Source organism: Microbulbifer sp. (assembly GCF_051659245.1).
Lineage (GTDB): Bacteria > Pseudomonadota > Gammaproteobacteria > Pseudomonadales > Cellvibrionaceae > Microbulbifer.
On sequence record NZ_JBOFOC010000203.1, the window covers coordinates 25736 to 40557 of the forward strand.

At 60.9% G+C, this 14822-nt stretch carries 14 protein-coding genes; 9 read left to right on the top strand and 5 right to left on the bottom strand.

What is annotated here, in order from left to right; translation table 11 throughout:
* Window positions 1-400: 400 nt before the first annotated feature.
* From ACRC0P_RS18975 to ACRC0P_RS18990, 4 genes are all read left to right on the top strand, one after another.
* Window positions 401-616, top strand: a complete 216-nt coding sequence (locus ACRC0P_RS18975; RefSeq protein ID WP_438632875.1) for a cold-shock protein — start codon at window positions 401-403, stop codon at window positions 614-616.
* Window positions 617-1026: 410 nt separating this feature from the next.
* Window positions 1027-1194 (top strand): DUF1328 domain-containing protein, encoded by a 168-nt coding sequence (locus ACRC0P_RS18980; RefSeq protein WP_438632876.1) that lies wholly within the window; start codon window positions 1027-1029, stop codon window positions 1192-1194.
* A gap of 60 nt (window positions 1195-1254) precedes the next feature.
* Window positions 1255-2751, top strand: a complete 1497-nt coding sequence (locus ACRC0P_RS18985; RefSeq protein ID WP_438632877.1) for a ComEC/Rec2 family competence protein — start codon at window positions 1255-1257, stop codon at window positions 2749-2751.
* A 114-nt stretch (window positions 2752-2865) separates the two neighbouring features.
* Window positions 2866-3870 (top strand): endo alpha-1,4 polygalactosaminidase, encoded by a 1005-nt coding sequence (locus ACRC0P_RS18990; RefSeq protein WP_438632878.1) that lies wholly within the window; start codon window positions 2866-2868, stop codon window positions 3868-3870.
* Between the two features lie 35 nt (window positions 3871-3905).
* Here the strand turns inward: ACRC0P_RS18990 and ACRC0P_RS18995 are convergent, their stop codons facing one another.
* The 3 genes from ACRC0P_RS18995 to ACRC0P_RS19005 are packed head-to-tail and all read right to left on the bottom strand — an operon-like array spanning window position 3906 to window position 6988.
* Window positions 3906-5663, bottom strand: coding sequence for a SulP family inorganic anion transporter (locus ACRC0P_RS18995; RefSeq protein WP_438632879.1), 1758 nt, complete (start codon window positions 5661-5663; stop codon window positions 3906-3908).
* A gap of 13 nt (window positions 5664-5676) precedes the next feature.
* Entirely contained in the window at window positions 5677-6090 is a 414-nt protein-coding gene (locus ACRC0P_RS19000) for a TIGR01244 family sulfur transferase (protein ID WP_438632880.1), read from the bottom strand.
* A gap of 19 nt (window positions 6091-6109) precedes the next feature.
* On the bottom strand, window positions 6110-6988 hold the full coding sequence (locus ACRC0P_RS19005) for an MBL fold metallo-hydrolase (RefSeq protein WP_438632881.1): 879 nt from the start codon (window positions 6986-6988) through the stop codon (window positions 6110-6112).
* Window positions 6989-7080: 92 nt separating this feature from the next.
* On the opposite strand from ACRC0P_RS19005, the gene ACRC0P_RS19010 reads away from it, so the two are divergent.
* The 5 genes from ACRC0P_RS19010 (at window position 7081) to ACRC0P_RS19030 (ending at window position 12637) form a co-directional block, all read left to right on the top strand.
* Complete coding sequence (locus ACRC0P_RS19010) at window positions 7081-7395, top strand: ArsR/SmtB family transcription factor (RefSeq protein ID WP_438632882.1); 315 nt, start codon at window positions 7081-7083, stop codon at window positions 7393-7395.
* A gap of 4 nt (window positions 7396-7399) precedes the next feature.
* Window positions 7400-7834, top strand: coding sequence for a YeeE/YedE family protein (locus tag ACRC0P_RS19015; RefSeq protein ID WP_438632883.1), 435 nt, complete (start codon window positions 7400-7402; stop codon window positions 7832-7834).
* Entirely contained in the window at window positions 7835-8269 is a 435-nt protein-coding gene (locus ACRC0P_RS19020; RefSeq protein ID WP_438632884.1) for a DUF6691 family protein, read from the top strand.
* 263 nt (window positions 8270-8532) lie between these two features.
* Window positions 8533-10251, top strand: a complete 1719-nt coding sequence (locus ACRC0P_RS19025) for a SulP family inorganic anion transporter (RefSeq protein ID WP_438632885.1) — start codon at window positions 8533-8535, stop codon at window positions 10249-10251.
* A gap of 154 nt (window positions 10252-10405) precedes the next feature.
* Window positions 10406-12637: an ATP-dependent helicase gene (locus ACRC0P_RS19030; protein ID WP_438632886.1), complete on the top strand. Its 2232-nt coding sequence runs from the start codon at window positions 10406-10408 to the stop codon at window positions 12635-12637.
* A 107-nt stretch (window positions 12638-12744) separates the two neighbouring features.
* Here ACRC0P_RS19030 and ACRC0P_RS19035 read toward each other — a convergent pair whose 3' ends face one another.
* Together ACRC0P_RS19035 and ACRC0P_RS19040 are read right to left on the bottom strand one after the other, a co-directional pair.
* Window positions 12745-13422 (bottom strand): DUF4919 domain-containing protein, encoded by a 678-nt coding sequence (locus ACRC0P_RS19035; RefSeq protein ID WP_438632887.1) that lies wholly within the window; start codon window positions 13420-13422, stop codon window positions 12745-12747.
* A complete protein-coding gene (locus ACRC0P_RS19040) occupies window positions 13403-14668 on the bottom strand; it encodes a patatin-like phospholipase family protein (protein WP_438632888.1) in 1266 nt (421 codons plus the stop codon). The genes ACRC0P_RS19035 and ACRC0P_RS19040 overlap by 20 nt, the downstream gene beginning before the upstream one ends.
* Window positions 14669-14822: the final 154 nt, after the last annotated feature.

Consider the following 14822-nt stretch of genomic DNA (forward strand, 5'->3'; position numbering starts at 1 on the left):
CAAGCAGGCTCCTACAGGGGGATTCCGCTTAAGTCAGTGCCATTCCGGTCCTGACCTACTGGGAATGTCACCGTCTTTGGCGGCGCGACCGACGAGTCTGCATACGCCCTGGACCCAAAGAGCGGGGGACTATTCTGGCAGCTCGGGTCACTCAGTGATAGGGTCACAAACCTCCCGGCGGGTCACCACCTTCGACGGCTACATCTATGCCCTGCATTAATAGATTGACTTTCACCCAAATGGCTATACACTATTGGGAAGCTAGAACACAAGCTGCATGATTATTCTCTCCTGTCACGAAGTTATACCCATAATCCTCGTCCTTTAGTTAGTAACTCCGCTTGTTTCCCGCTACACCCGCCATTTTCAAATGGCACAATATTGTTATTATTTTTAGGAAATGATTGTGAGCAACACAACTATAGGAACCGTAAAGTGGTTCGACGAATCCAAGGGTTTTGGCTTTCTTGAGCAGGAATCAGGCCCCGACGTCTTTGCGCACTTCAGTGCAATCGCCGACACCGGATTCAAGACCCTGGCCGAAGGCCAGAAAGTCGAGTTCACCGTAGCCAAAGGCCCCAAAGGCCTGCAAGCTGAAAATATTGTCGCACTCTAATCCATTGTGACATTCTCCCCCGGCTACCACTGGGGGAATTTTCACCCCTGAGGTGAAAATACGAAAAAGGGCAAGGCCGGAAGGTCTTGCCCTTTTTTAATTATTCCGCAGCACCCCCGCGGCCAGCGGGGTTCGGGACAAGGCCCCTCTTCCGCTGAGGAGAGATACGAATGGCAATATTCAGCAGCGGAGCATCTCGCCCGGCCCAATCAGGTCACCCGCTCCACCTCCTTCGCCACATCCGGCATATCGCAGCCGTGCAACGTTAGCGCTGTCATCGACGCCAAAATATGGTGACCCCGCTTGCGGCACCCTAACCTTGACGCTAGCCGCAAAGAAGCTATTGGGCAAAGTATCATCCAGTAGGCAAAGGCCGGGCAGTAGGCAGAGGCCGGGCAGGAGGTTCAAGCATGTTGCGCTGGGCAATCATTTTCTTTGTTGTTGCGATTATCGCCGCCTTTTTCGGCTTTAGCGGTGTCGCAACAGTCGCTACGGACGCGGCAAAGGTCCTATTCTTTATATTTATTATACTCTTTGTGCTGGCACTGATTTTCGGCCGCCGCGGCCCGCCGAAGTAGAAACTGGAGACTGCGGCTCCGGAAGAGTACCGTCAACCGTAAAACAGGAAGGTCCGGGCCGTGGTCAGGATCCGCTATGCTAAGGGGCCGGTTGTCTATCTCTACGATATCGACAACCTGAGAACCAGGAAGCGGCAACTGCTGTGGGGGGACTGGCTGCGCATTGTCGACGATATCGACGAAAAGTGGTCCAGAGTGAGCTGGGGCGGTGGTACCTTTGCCATCAAAAAAGAGGACTACCAGCAAGAGCGGCTGCTGGAGATGATTTTTCTCGACGTGGGCCAGGGGGACGGCTGCATCCTCACTACTCCGCTGATCGGCACGCGGGAAAGAATCCTGATTATCGACGCCGGTATCGGCGACAACATGAAGGGCTACCTGGAGTACCGGTTCCGGGATTTCAAAAACAAATTTCGCTTCCACGCCGCGGTGATCACCCACCCGGACAGCGACCACTACCGGGGTTTTCAGAAGGTTTTTGAAAACCCGCAGATCTCCTTCGAAAACGTCTACCACAATGGCCTGATGGAACGCACCGGTCCCGACCTGCTGGGGCCGCTCGAAGGCGGTTTCCTCACCGATATCCGGCCCACTGAATCCTCAGCCCGCGCGCTCTATGCCGACCCGGCGGTGCGCGGGCGGAAATGGTATCCGGAACTGATCTGGACCGCGCTGGAGAGCGAGTGCTTCGGCGACATAGCCATGCTGTCCACCGAGCACGGAGCGAAAGAGGACGGGCGCAGCTGGATGCCTGGATTCGCCCCCTCGGACAACCCGGAGCTGACCATCGAGGTGCTGGGCCCGGTGGTGGAGAAAGCTCCCAACGGCCAACCTGGTCTGCGTGCCCTGCCCGCCACCATGAGCGGGACCGCGATGAACACCGCCAAGACCAAGAACGGCCACTCGGTACTGCTGCGGCTGCAGTACAGGGGTTTCGCCATCCTGTTCGGCGGTGATCTCAATGCCCCCGCAGAACACTTCCTGATGCGTCACTACGGCAACAGCGGCGCGGCCCCCACCACCCTAACCGAGACCCGGGCGATGATCGAGCGGGCCAGAGCGAGCTTTGGCGCGGACCTGATGAAATGCTGCCACCACGGCTCTTCCGATGTCACCGAGGAATTTCTCGAGGCCACGGCGCCCGCCGGCTATGTGGTCTCCTCCGGCGACGAGGAGAGCCACGTGCACCCGCGCCCCGACCTGCTCGGCCTGCTGGGCAAAAAGGGGCGGGGCGAGCGCCCGCTGATTCTCAGCACCGAACTGCAGCGCTCCACCCGCGAACACGAAGACCAGTCCTTGCGCCGGAAACTGGACAGGCTGGTGGAGAAGATCAAAAGAGAGGACGACCCGGCCAGGGAACAGGAATTAAAGGACCAGCGCAACGAGATACTGGACGAGCTGTTCAAACGGAATGTGGGTGTCTACGGCTCCATCAACCTGCGCACCGACGGCCACCGGGCGGTGATTGCATTCCGCCGGGAAAAATCCAGCCAGACCAAGCGCTGGTTCTACTATGAACTGGAAAAGGATACGGATGGCGTCTTTCAGGTCAAGTAGTCCTCAGCCAAATCAGCCTACAAAAGCGGCACCGGACCGGTGCCGCTTTTCGGTTGCCCGTTCTCCCCATCCCTGTTACCTTCGGTCCCTACGAGTTACCCGGAGGGATGTAATGTGAAACGGTTCGGCTACGCAATCTTCCTACTGCCTTTATTTCTGTTTGGTTGCAACCTGGACGAATTTCCGAAGATCGATTCCGACAGCGACGGGGAAGTGGAAGCCGTCGACTACAAACAAGAGATGCGGGATTTCGTCCAGGATATCAGTCAATACGCAAAAGGAGCCGACGGAAACTTTATCATTATTCCCCAGAATGGCGCAGAAATCGTCAGCACAACCGGGAACGACACCGGCACTGCCGATGTGGACTATGTCAATGCCATAGACGGTATCGGGCTGGAATCCCTGTTCTACGGCTATGACGACGATGACCAGCCCACGCCGGCAAAGGAACGTCTGTGGACCCGTACCTTCCTGGATATGGCCAAGGACAGTGGTGATGTCACCATTCTGGTTACCGACTACGCCTTCAGCCAGAACAATATGGATGACTCTTACGAGCAGAATGCCAACCTCGGATATATTTCCTTCGCCGCCGACAACCGGGAACTGGACAATATCCCCACTTACCCGCTCAGCATCAACAATGAAAATGACGAGGATATCGAACAGCTCTCCGATGCCAGGAACTTCCTCTATCTGATCAATCCGTGGCTCTCCTCGACACGCCAGGAGCTGGTCAACGATATCAGCATTACCAACTACGACGTGATCATCATGGATTTCTTCTTCGACGGAGTGGAGTACACCCCGGCGCAGATAGAGCAGCTCAAGGAAAAGCGCAACGGTGGCAAGCGGTTGCTGATCGCCTATATGAGCATTGGCCAAGCGGAGGACTATCGCTATTACTGGCAGAGTCACTGGCCATCCAATCAGCCGGTATGGCTGGAGAAAGAAGACCCCGACTGGGACGGCAACTACTACGTGGAGTACTGGGACCAGGACTGGCAGGAGTTAATCTACGGAGAGGACAATGCCTATCTGGACAGGATAATAGAGGCCGGTTTCGACGGCGTTTACCTGGACAGAATCGACGCCTTCGAATACTTCGAAAACTGATATTTCTCGACCGGCGCCATCCCCGGCGCCGATTTTCAGGCATCTTCGGTTATCGCCGCCGGCTGCCCTGCATCAACACTGTCCAGTTCCGGGACTTTCGAAAAAGCCTGGAACTGGGTGAGAAAAACCTCCCCGGAAAGCTGCTGCAGGAAACCACTGCGCTGAAGTGCATCCATCACCGGCCCCTTGACTTCAGACAGGTGCAGACTGACACCCAGTTCCGCCAGCCTTTCATTCACCGACTCCAGCACTTCCAGTGCACTCCAGTCTACTTCGTTGACTGCGCTGCACATCAGGATCACATGCCGAACCTGCGCATTCCCCGCCAAATCGGCATAAATGCGACCCTCGAGATAGCCGGCATTGGAGAACAGCAGGCTTTCGTCCACGCGGATGGTCAGTATCTGCGGCACCGTCAGCACCTTATGGCGCCTGACGTTCCTGAAATGTTCGGTGCCCTCCACCAGTCCCACTTCGGCGATATGCGGCCTGGAGGTGCGATAGAGGAACAGCATTATCGAAGCGGCGACACCGCAGGCAACACCCGCCTCAACTCCCGCAAGCAATGTCACTACGATGGTGACGAGCGCAGCGGCGAAGTCCCTGCGGGAGAAATTCCAGGTCTTTTTCAGTATGGAAAAATCCACCAGCGACAGGACCGCGACGATAATGGTGGCCGCCAGTGTTGCCTTGGGCAGGTAGTACAGGAAAGGAGTGAGAAACATTGATACCAGGGCGATACCGATAGCGGTAAAGACACTCGCCATCTGCGTCTCCGCCCCCGCGTCGAAATTGACCACCGAGCGGGAGAATCCTCCGGTCACCGGAAAGGCGCCGGAGAAACCGGAAGCCACGTTGGCCGCCCCCAGGCCGACCAGTTCGCGGTTCACATCGATTTTCTGGCGGCGCTTGGCAGCCAGAGTCTTGCCCACGGATACAGATTCCACATAGCCGATGACCGAAATCATCACCGCCGGCAGCATCAGCGCCCTAATCAGTTCCCAGGAAAGGCCGGGTATCCGCAAGTCTGGCAGCCCGCGGGGAATGGTACCCACGAGCGCCACATCTTTTTCCTCCAGACCGAGTACCAGGCTGAGCAAAACAGTGACCAGCACACCCACCACCGGGGCCGCTTTTGCCAACAGCGCGGCGCTGTGCGGAGATAATGACAAACGGGTCAACAGAATTGTGGCACCGCTCCGCGACCAGAACAAAAACAGCACAACCAGTGTGCCGATCGCCAGTGTATGAGCATTCATTCCGGAGAGATTTTCCAGCAGCGATGCACCCAACTGCGGCAGGTTTTCGCCACCTGCATCAATACCCAGGATATGCTTGAGCTGGCTGAGAGCAATCAGCAGTCCGGAAGCGGTAATAAAACCAGAGATCACCGGGTGCGAGAGGAAATTGGCAAGAAAGCCCAGGCGCAGAAATCCCATCAATGCCAGAAACAGCCCGCACAGCAGCGCCAGCACCGACGCCGCCAACAGGTATTCCCCGGTTCCCTGCACGGCCACCTGGCTTAGGGCGACAGCGGTCATCAGAGACGTTATCGCCACGGGACCCACCGACAGACTGCGGCTGCTGCCGAACAGGGCGTAGGCGATCAGCGGCGCGATACTCGCGTAGAGACCAACCTCGGCGGGCAGACCCGCGAGCAGTGCGTAGGCCAGCGACTGGGGGATCAGCATGATGGTGACGATAACCCCAGCCAGGAGGTCACGCCCCAATTTCTGGCGGTTGTACTGCCTGAGCCAGGCGGGAATGGGCAGGTAGCCCGCCAGTCGATGCACCGCGTCCACCCCGTTAGCGGCCGAAAACAATAAGCGTGCCGCTGACGTCAAACCCCGCCCCGCGGGCGTTTTCCATCAGGGTTTTCCCATCTGCTCCCGCCCCGCATTTTGCCGCAGCCCACAAATTGCAGGCCCGGTTGCCGGTGCGGCAGAAGGCGTGGACCTTTTTGCCGCCGTCCAGGATTTCCGCGAACTCATCACAGTGAGCAGCGTGCATCTGCCCCGGAACAAAGGGGATGGCGACAAATTCGATACCACAGGCAGCTGCGGCTTGTGCCAGTTCCGCGAAGGAGTCCTGGCCATCTGCCTCCCCTTCCAGCCGGTTGCATACCAGCACCTCAACGCCGGCCTGTACCAAATACTGTAATTGTGCACAGGTTATATCGGCGGATACGGACACCTGGCTGTCCAATTGTTTGATATCCATTGTCTCTCCAACCTCGATACTACAAATGGTTGATCGGCACTTTGAGGTAGACCACCCCGTTATCCTCCGGCGGCGGCATCCGCCCCGCGCGGATATTCACCTGGATAGAGGGAATAATCAGCCGGGGCATGGGCAGGGTGGCATCGCGCTTGGTGCGCATGGCCACGAACCCGGCTTCGCTGACACCCTGGTGCAGGTGGATATTGTTGCGCTTCTGCTCGCCCACCGTGGTCTCGCAACGGTGCCCGCGACCGCCCTCGGGCGGGTAGTCGTGGCACATGAACATGCGGACATCCTCCGGCAGCTCCAGCAGTTTTTGCACCGAGCGGTACAGGCTGGCGGCATCGCCTCCGGGGAAATCGCAGCGGGCGCTGCCCACATCCGGCATAAAAAGGGTATCGCCCACAAACAGGGCGTCGCCGATCATCCAGGCCATATCCGCCGGCGTATGGCCCGGCACATAGATGACCCGGGCTTCCAGTTCGCCGACATTGAATACATCGCCATCGTGGAACAGGTGATCGAACTGACTGCCATCCACGAGGAATTGCTTCTCCAGGTTGAACACCTCGCGGAAAATCTTTTGCACCTCGCGGATCTTGTCACCGATAGCGATTTTCCCACCCAGCTGCTTGCGGATAAATGGCGCCGCGGACAGATGGTCCGCGTGAGCGTGAGTTTCCAGTATCCACTCCACCGAGAGTTTTTCTGCGTGGATGAATTCCACCAGGCGCTTGGCGCCGGCGGTGTTGGTGTGACCGGACGCGGGGTCGAAGTCCAACACCGGGTCCACCACCGCGGCAGTGCCGCCCGGGTGATCGTAGACCACATAGCTCCAGGTTTCGGTGTCCGGGTCAAGGAACGGCTGGACCTGGGTAAGCGGTTTAGCGGCTGACATAGGCTTATCTCCCAATCTCAACAGCCAACAATATACTTGCAAATATTATATAAATCAATATAATATTTGCTTGTAAACTTTATGGGGCAACCATGGCCGATACTTCCAACATCAGTCTCGACAAGATGCGCGCCTCTGCCGGCGACGCCTCGCTGATGCTGCGCTCCCTGGCCAACCGGGACCGCCTGCTACTACTGTGTCAGTTGAGCCAGGAAGAGCTCTGTGTCGGCGACCTGGAGGACAGGCTGGGCATCTACCAGCCCAGCCTGTCCCAGCAACTGGGCGTGCTGCGCAGGGAGGGGCTGGTGGCCACCCGCCGCGAGGGCAAGCACGTGTACTACCGGGTGGCCGACGAGCGGGTGCTGGCGCTGCTGCAAACCCTCTACCACCTCTACTGCTCGGAGTAACTGTATGACCATAGACTGGAATGCCTTTACCCCCCTGTCCGCACTGGCGGGCGGAGCACTGATCGGCCTGGCCAGCGCGCTGCTGCTGTCGCTGAATGGGCGTATCGCCGGAATCTCTGGCATCGTCGGCGGGTTGTTCGCGCGCACTGCCGGCGAGACTGGCTGGCGCCTGGCGTTCGTTCTCGGCCTGCTGGCCGCACCCGCGCTCTGGGCACTTTTCACCGCCCTGCCGCCGATTCGTATCGAGGCGGGTTACCCGATGCTGATCGCCGCCGGGCTGCTGGTGGGTATCGGCACCCGCTATGGCTCCGGCTGCACCAGCGGCCACGGGGTCTGCGGCCTGTCCCGGCTGTCACCCCGCTCGCTGGTGGCGACGCTGGCATTTATGGGCGGCGGCTTTGCCACGGTTTATGTGACGCGCCATCTTCTGGGGGTCTAAGTGAACAGATCACTCTTTTCCGCTTTTCTCGCCGGGCTGGTATTCGGCATCGGCCTGCTGCTCTCCGGAATGGCCAACCCGGAAAAGGTGCTGGCCTTCCTCGACTTGTTCGGCGCCTGGGACCCCTCTCTGGGTCTGGTGATGGCCGGCGCCATCTGTGTCGGCATGCCGGCCTTCTATCTGACCGGGAAGCGAGGCAAGTCGCTCTTTGGCGGCGAGCTGAAATTGCCCTCGCGGCAAAATATCGACCGCCGACTGCTCCTGGGAGGCATTGTGTTTGGCATCGGCTGGGGCCTGGCAGGCTTCTGCCCGGGCCCCGGCATCGTGGCCACCGGCGCCGGTGAATTCAAGGCGCTGGTGTTCGCCGCCGCCATGGTGGCGGGCATGGGTATTTTTCGGGTAATAGAAAGCCGCCGCGCCACAGCGGATGGCTGAGACAGGGTACGGCAGAGCAACTGCAGCGTTGCGCACTCCGCCTTCCGGAGCGGATCTTTCTGATATCGTAACTACTCACTCATAGGGAACCTGCATTGGCTTAAGCGAACCACCCCGCCGCTCCTACAGGGGTGAACAGTTACCTGATATCTTGATATTCTGGTTTCGGAGTCCAGCCATGGGTTTAATATTTACCGATCAGGTTTGTGAATCTGTACTCCCGAAACCCGGCTTGACCGAAGCAGCGAGGAAAGCGCGGAACTATGCGGCTAAAGAAGCTGGTCCCGGACTGGTTGCAAGGCTATCAGCGCCAGTGGCTGGCGGGAGATACCACCGCCGCGCTGGTGACCACCATGATGCTGGTGCCCCAGTCGCTCGCCTATGCACTGCTCGCCGGACTGCCTCCGCATATCGGCCTCTACGCCAGCCTGCTGCCGCTGCTCGGCTATGCGCTCTTCGGCTCCAGCATGGTGCTATCAGTGGGGCCGATGGCGGTGCTGTCGCTGATGACCGCTTCCGCCCTCACCCCCCTGGCCGCTCCCGGCAGCCCGGAGTACATCGCCGCCGCCGCACTGCTCGCCGCGCTCAGTGGACTGTTTTCGTTCGCCCTGGGGATGCTGCGCATGGGCATTCTCGCAAACCTGCTCAGTCATCCGGTGATCACCGGCTTTATCGCCGCCACCGCGGTTCTGATCATTGTCGGCCAGGTAGACACCCTGCTCGGGGTGCCGGCGACCGAGGTCACCGCGCTGCAGTTACTCCTCGCCACCCTGCGCAACCTGCCGGACGACATCCCCCTCTCCACATGGGCGGGGCTGGCGGCCCTGCTAGTGCTGATCGCCGCCCGCCTGTGGCTGCCGCTGTTGCTGTGCAAGTTGGGAATGGAAAAAAACACAGCGCGACTGCTCGCCTCGCTCGTACCCATGGCGGTGGTACTTGCCGCCACTGCCCTGGTGGTGGCGCTGGACCTGGAGCAATTCCTGCCGGTTGTGGGCCCCTTGCCCCCCGGCCTGCCGCAAATCCGCCTCCCCCCTTTCGACTGGAATACCAGCTACCAGCTGTTGCTGCCCGCACTGATCATCGCCCTGCTCAATTTCATCGGCAGCTTGTCCGTGGCCCAGGCCATGGCGGCCAGGCGCGGCGAACGCTTGAATGCGGACGCGGAACTGCGGGGGCTGGGCGCCGCCAATATCGCCAGCGCCCTGTCAGGCGGCATGCCGGTAACCGGCAGCCTGTCACGCACCATCATCAGCGAAGAGGCCGGCGCGGTATCCCCGATGGTGGGCGTGCTCACCGCCCTGATGATCGGGCTGGTGCTGCTGTTTCTCACCGGGATCTTTGCCCACCTGCCGATTGCTGTGTTGGCCGCCACCATCATCGTGGCCGCCGCCAGCTCCATCGATATACGGGGATTCGCACGTATCTGGCGCTACGATCGCGCCGACGGCCTGGCGATGCTCGGCACCTTTCTCGGCGTAATGCTATTCGGGATCGAGGCGGGCATCGGCCTCGGTGTAGGCTTCTCCTTCGCCTCCCTGATCTGGCACAGCAGCCGCCCGCACATCGCGGTGATGGGGAGGCTGCCGGGCACCGAGCATTTCCGCAACGTGTTGCGCCACACGGTGGAGACGTCGCCGGAGATACTCTTCCTGCGTATCGACGAGAGCCTGTTTTTCAACAATATCAGCGCGGTGGAAGACCGCCTGCTGAGCGAGCTGAAACGGCATTCGCAGGCGCGCGAACTGGTGCTGATCCTGTCTTCGGTGAACCGAATCGACGGCACCGCGCTGGAACGGCTGCAGCAGGTGAACCGGGACCTGAAGGACCGGAATATCCGCCTGCACCTTTCGGAGGTAAAGGGTCCGGTGCTCGACCGCCTGGGGCGCTCGCGCCTGCTGGAGGAGCTGAGCGGCCGGGTGTTCCTGTCCTCCTATATCGCCGAGCTGGCGCTGCGCAGGGGGGAGGCCGGTGGGGGGGAGTGATCACTAGTGCCGGAGCCAGGGTGCATGTAGCCGATCCCGTGGCGGCCCTGCTACCGGGGGCTTCGCATTAAATTCCGGTATTCTTTCCCAACTCCCCGCTTGTATCCGCTCCGCGAGTACTGGCAGAATATCCAGTATTTGACCGGCAGCTCCCATGCAGCACCCACTCACGGAAGAACAACAGGCCATCGCCGACCATCCCGGCGGCCATGCAAAGATCATCGCCGTGGCCGGCTCCGGCAAGACCACCGCCCTGCTGCACTACATCAAGAACCGCCTGCGGGCCGGGGTGGCGGCGGAGCGCATGCTGGTGCTGATGTACAATCGCAGCGCGCGGGAGGATTTCGAGCGGCGCCTGCGGCAGCTGGACTGCACGCCCGCGCCGGCGGTGCACACCTTCCACAGCCTCGGCTACCGCCTCTACCAGCGCATGATCGCCAATGGCCATATCGCCCCCGCCAGACTCACCCCCCTGCCCCAGCCCACGGTGCAACTGCAGATCTGGAAAGCCATCGAAAAGTGCGCGGCCCCCTACGAGCTGGAGGACATCCGCGCGCGCAAGCAGTCGGAAATCGAGGCCGCGGAATTTTTCATCGATTACACCAAGACCATTCTCACCGGTGACCTGAGCGCCTTCCAGGAATTGAAACTCGGCGACGAGTACATGTATTTTCTAAAGGTGTTCCGCAGCTTCGAACAGTGGCGACGCAGCCAGGGCGCGGTGACCTACGCGGACCTGATCTACGACCCGGCGATATTGCTGAGCCTGTGCCCGGAAATCGCCGAGGAGTACGGCAGCTACTACGAGGATATCCTGGTGGACGAGTACCAGGATATCAACGAGGTACAGCACTTCCTTTTACGCGTGCTCTACGGCCGCCCCAGCAACAAGAGCTGCAACGTGATCGCCATCGGCGACCCGGATCAGACCATTTACGAGTGGCGCGGCTCAAAGCCCAGCTTTCTGCTGAAATTTTTCGACGGGGATTTCCCCCCCTCCAACGTCTACCGCCTGAGCCGCACCTTCCGCTACGGCCACGCCCTTTCCCTGGCCGCCAATCACTTTATCGAAAACAATCGCGAACGCGCGGATATTTTCTGCGTGTCCGCCAACGGCGAACAGCGGACGGAGATCGAAACCGTGGCCACCGGCAACGAGAGCCGCTGGCTGGTGGACCATTTGCGCGGCTGCCGCAAACGCGGCGAATCGCTGAAGGGAATCGCCATCCTGGTGCGCCTCTGGTCCGTGGCCGCACCCATCGAGCTGGCGCTGCTCGCCGGCAATATTCCCTACCGCTCCGGCAGCCGCAACACGGTGCTGTCCCGCCGGGAGTTGCGCCCGCTGTTCTGGAGTTTGAACATCGCCGCCGGCCGATTCGCCGAACTGCCCGCGGAACGGCGCCAGCGGGGACTCTACGAATGGCTGACCGCACCGCATATCCGCATCCCCCGCGCGCAGCTGGAGCCCCTGTGTGCCGAGCTGGCCCGCTGCGGCAGCGACTGGGGAAAACACCTGCTGCACCTGCTGCCGGAATCCCTGAGCAAAGCGCAGACCAGGCGCCTGCGCCTGCGCGCCGAACTGCTTACCGAAATCGAACAGTGGCGCGGCCAGGCGGGCGAGCTGCTGCGCCGGCAACTGGCGGCACTGGACTACCTCGACGGCATCGGCGATGACAGCTTCACCCGCCAGCAGGGGGAGGAAAAACAACAGACAGTGCTGGCCTTCTGCCAGTACCTGGATCAGTTGCGCCGCCCTCCCGCCGAGGCGCTGGCGCACTTGCGCGAGCTGCAGCGCCAGCACCGCGAGGGCGAACAGACCGCCGCCGAGGCGGTGCAGATCACCACCATGCACCAGGCCAAGGGACTGGAGTGGGACCAGGTGATTATTCCCTCCCTCACCCGACACCATATGCCCTACCAGCCACAGCGGGATTTCTCCACGCCGGCGTCGGTGGAGAGCGAGCGGCGGCTGATGTATGTGGCTGTGACCCGCGCGCGCCAAAAACTCTATCTGCTGACTCCGGAAAATCCCGGGCCGGCGGAAAACAGCGAAGCGCAGCAGTGCCCCTCGCTGTTCCTTGAGGAAATGCAGCTGCCGCTGTGCCGACTTGTAGACGAAGCCTTGCGTGAACGCCCGCAGACGCTGCACAGCCCGGTGCCGGTCACCCGGCTGACATTGCGCTACCTGGAGGCCTGCGATTACACCCCGGAGATCGAGGCGCCGCGCGCGGCGATGCGCAAGCCGGCCCTGGGCGAGGGCATCCGCCACCGCAAGCTCGGTTACGGGCGGGTGGTCAAGTGGGAGGAGCAGCGGGTGGAAATTCTGTTCAGCGACCGGAAGACGCGGCGCTTCGACTGGGAAAAACTCTCGCAGTTCCTGATGTAGGAGCGGCGGGGCGGCCATCCGCCCATGGCCGCGATCACTCTCTCAGGGAGCCCGAAAGTCTGATCGCGGCCATGGGCCGCTCCTACAGGGATATATCGCACTCCCGGCTATTCTTCGCTGTTGTCCACACTGCGCGCAAACTGCCGGCTGACATCGAAAAACAGCGGATACTCCTCTCCGGACTCCGGATCGCGCACGTGCATCTTGTCGTAGATGCCCTCTCTGTCGTAGACGATATCCTGGTCCAGCACCTGCAACCCCTTGAGGCGTACAAAGCCGCGCAGTTCCGATGTACTGATGGTCTGGTAGGCGCTGTCCTGGGTCCTGCCGTCGCCGCTGCTTTCAATGGAGGACATCAGGCCGTCCACCATATAGCGGTGGCGGTCCTCCCGCTCGAAGTCGCCGGCCTGGCCGCTGCACACCACGCCGATCATATGCGCCTCAAGGCTCATGTAGTTGCTGTCCAGCACCCGGTCCACATGCTTCAGGCATTCCCCGAACTCGGCGCTCTCCACCGCGCCGTAGGCCTCCGGCAATCCCGCCAGTTTTACGCCCCCATGGGGGTTGTATACCGGCGACGCCACGAAGGCGCGGCGCAGCTGGTTGAAATCCAGGGTGAAAGACAGTTGCTGTGCCTCAGCCAGCAGGCGGCGGTACTCGCTCTCCTCCGCGGTGCGGAGGCGGGACGGCTCCTGCCGGCTTCCCGGTGTACTGCAGCCGGAAACGACCGCGGTCAGCAACAGGATGGAAAGGGAGATCCCGAAATTACGATTGCGTATTGCCATTTTCTGCTTCCGTTGCCGGTTTCACTCGAATTCCAAACAGGCCCTTGCGTTCCTCCTGCACCGACTCGGTATCCGGCTGCAGAAAGGCGCGCAACTTGTCCTGTTCCCACATGGCGTCCTGGTAGCCCAGTTCGATCAACTCGCCGATAAAGGGCTTTTCGAACAGCAGGTAGCTGGCCGCCGAGGCGCCGCCGCCGGAGGTGGTCGCGCCGGTGGAGCGAAACAGCCAACGCACCGCCGGCGGCAGGTAGCGAACTTTGCGCCCCGCCAGGCGGTCGAGGCTCTGGGAGGGCTCGATCACCGCCGATTCCACCGGACGCAGCGGCGCCAGGTCGCCGAGCTTCGATTCCGGCACCGAACCGAGCAAATGGTTGACCCGGTCCAGGTGCTCGATATCCCCCTCCAGGCTGTCGATAAAGGCGGCGTTGAACAGCTGCCCGGCAATCTGCGCCATGGAGGGAGAATGCCGCGGCGGCTTGTGGCGCTTCTTGCCCCAGTGTACCGGGGAGCGGTTGTCCGACACCCCCACCACAAACACCCGATTGGCCCCCAGGTGCAACGCCGGGCTGATGGGCGCCAGTTGACGCACGGCACCGTCGCCATAATAGTCGTCGCCGATTTTGACCGTGGAAAACAGGGTGGGAATCGCCGCCGAGGCCATCAGGTGGTCGGCGGTCAGGCGGGTGCGCAGCCCGTAGCGGCGGAACCGGCGCCACTCTTCCAGTTCCTCGGCGCCCTGGAAAAAGCTGACCGACTCCCCCTCGCTGTAGGACAGGGCATTGACGCACACGGCCCGCAGATGGCCGGCGTCGATGTGCTTCTGGATATTGTCGAAATAGATGATCTCATCCACCAGCTCCCGCAGCGGCGTATTGTCCAGCAGCGCCAGCGGTCTCTGCCGCGCCACCCCCTGGTTGAACAGTGAGCAGGTGATGGAAAGCATATTGCCCAGCAGGCTCCGCCAGCTGCTGCGGTAGATATTGTCTACGGTGAGGTCCATCCACAGGGCACAGAGGCGATCCACCGACTCCCTGAAACTGCCCGGATGAGAGGCGAGCCACAGCGCGTTCACCGCCCCGGCGGACGTGCCGCAGATAATCTGGAAGGGATGGGGCTCGCTCTCCGGTACCAGTTCCGCCAATGCCTTGAGCACCCCCGCCTGGTAGGCAGCGCGGGCGCCGCCGCCGGACAGCACCAGGGCATTGGATTTGTAGGGGAGTTTGGGCAATTCGTTATTTGAGGACAATTTTGTTTTACCGATACCTAGTGTGGTGTTTCATACTAAATGGTCATATCAGCGGGCCGCTAAGCGGCCAGATGCAAGGCGCATTTGCGCAGGCGTAGCCGGCTACGTCAAGCAAATGCAACGCCGCAGATGGCTGCTTAGCGGCCCGCCCGGA

What these genes read in the sequence shown, in the direction of transcription:
- ACRC0P_RS19015 (WP_438632883.1), top strand. Translation starts at nt 7,400, where the DNA reads ATGACCATAGACTGGAATGCCTTTACCCCCCTGTCCGCACTGGCGGGC.
- ACRC0P_RS19030 (WP_438632886.1), top strand. Translation starts at nt 10,406, where the DNA reads ATGCAGCACCCACTCACGGAAGAACAACAGGCCATCGCCGACCATCCC.
- ACRC0P_RS19025 (WP_438632885.1), top strand. Translation starts at nt 8,533, where the DNA reads ATGCGGCTAAAGAAGCTGGTCCCGGACTGGTTGCAAGGCTATCAGCGC.
- ACRC0P_RS19010 (WP_438632882.1), top strand. Translation starts at nt 7,081, where the DNA reads ATGGCCGATACTTCCAACATCAGTCTCGACAAGATGCGCGCCTCTGCC.
- ACRC0P_RS19005 (WP_438632881.1), bottom strand. Translation starts at nt 6,988, where the DNA reads ATGTCAGCCGCTAAACCGCTTACCCAGGTCCAGCCGTTCCTTGACCCG.
- ACRC0P_RS18980 (WP_438632876.1), top strand. Translation starts at nt 1,027, where the DNA reads ATGTTGCGCTGGGCAATCATTTTCTTTGTTGTTGCGATTATCGCCGCC.
- ACRC0P_RS19000 (WP_438632880.1), bottom strand. Translation starts at nt 6,090, where the DNA reads ATGGATATCAAACAATTGGACAGCCAGGTGTCCGTATCCGCCGATATA.
- ACRC0P_RS18975 (WP_438632875.1), top strand. Translation starts at nt 401, where the DNA reads ATGATTGTGAGCAACACAACTATAGGAACCGTAAAGTGGTTCGACGAA.
- ACRC0P_RS19035 (WP_438632887.1), bottom strand. Translation starts at nt 13,422, where the DNA reads ATGGCAATACGCAATCGTAATTTCGGGATCTCCCTTTCCATCCTGTTG.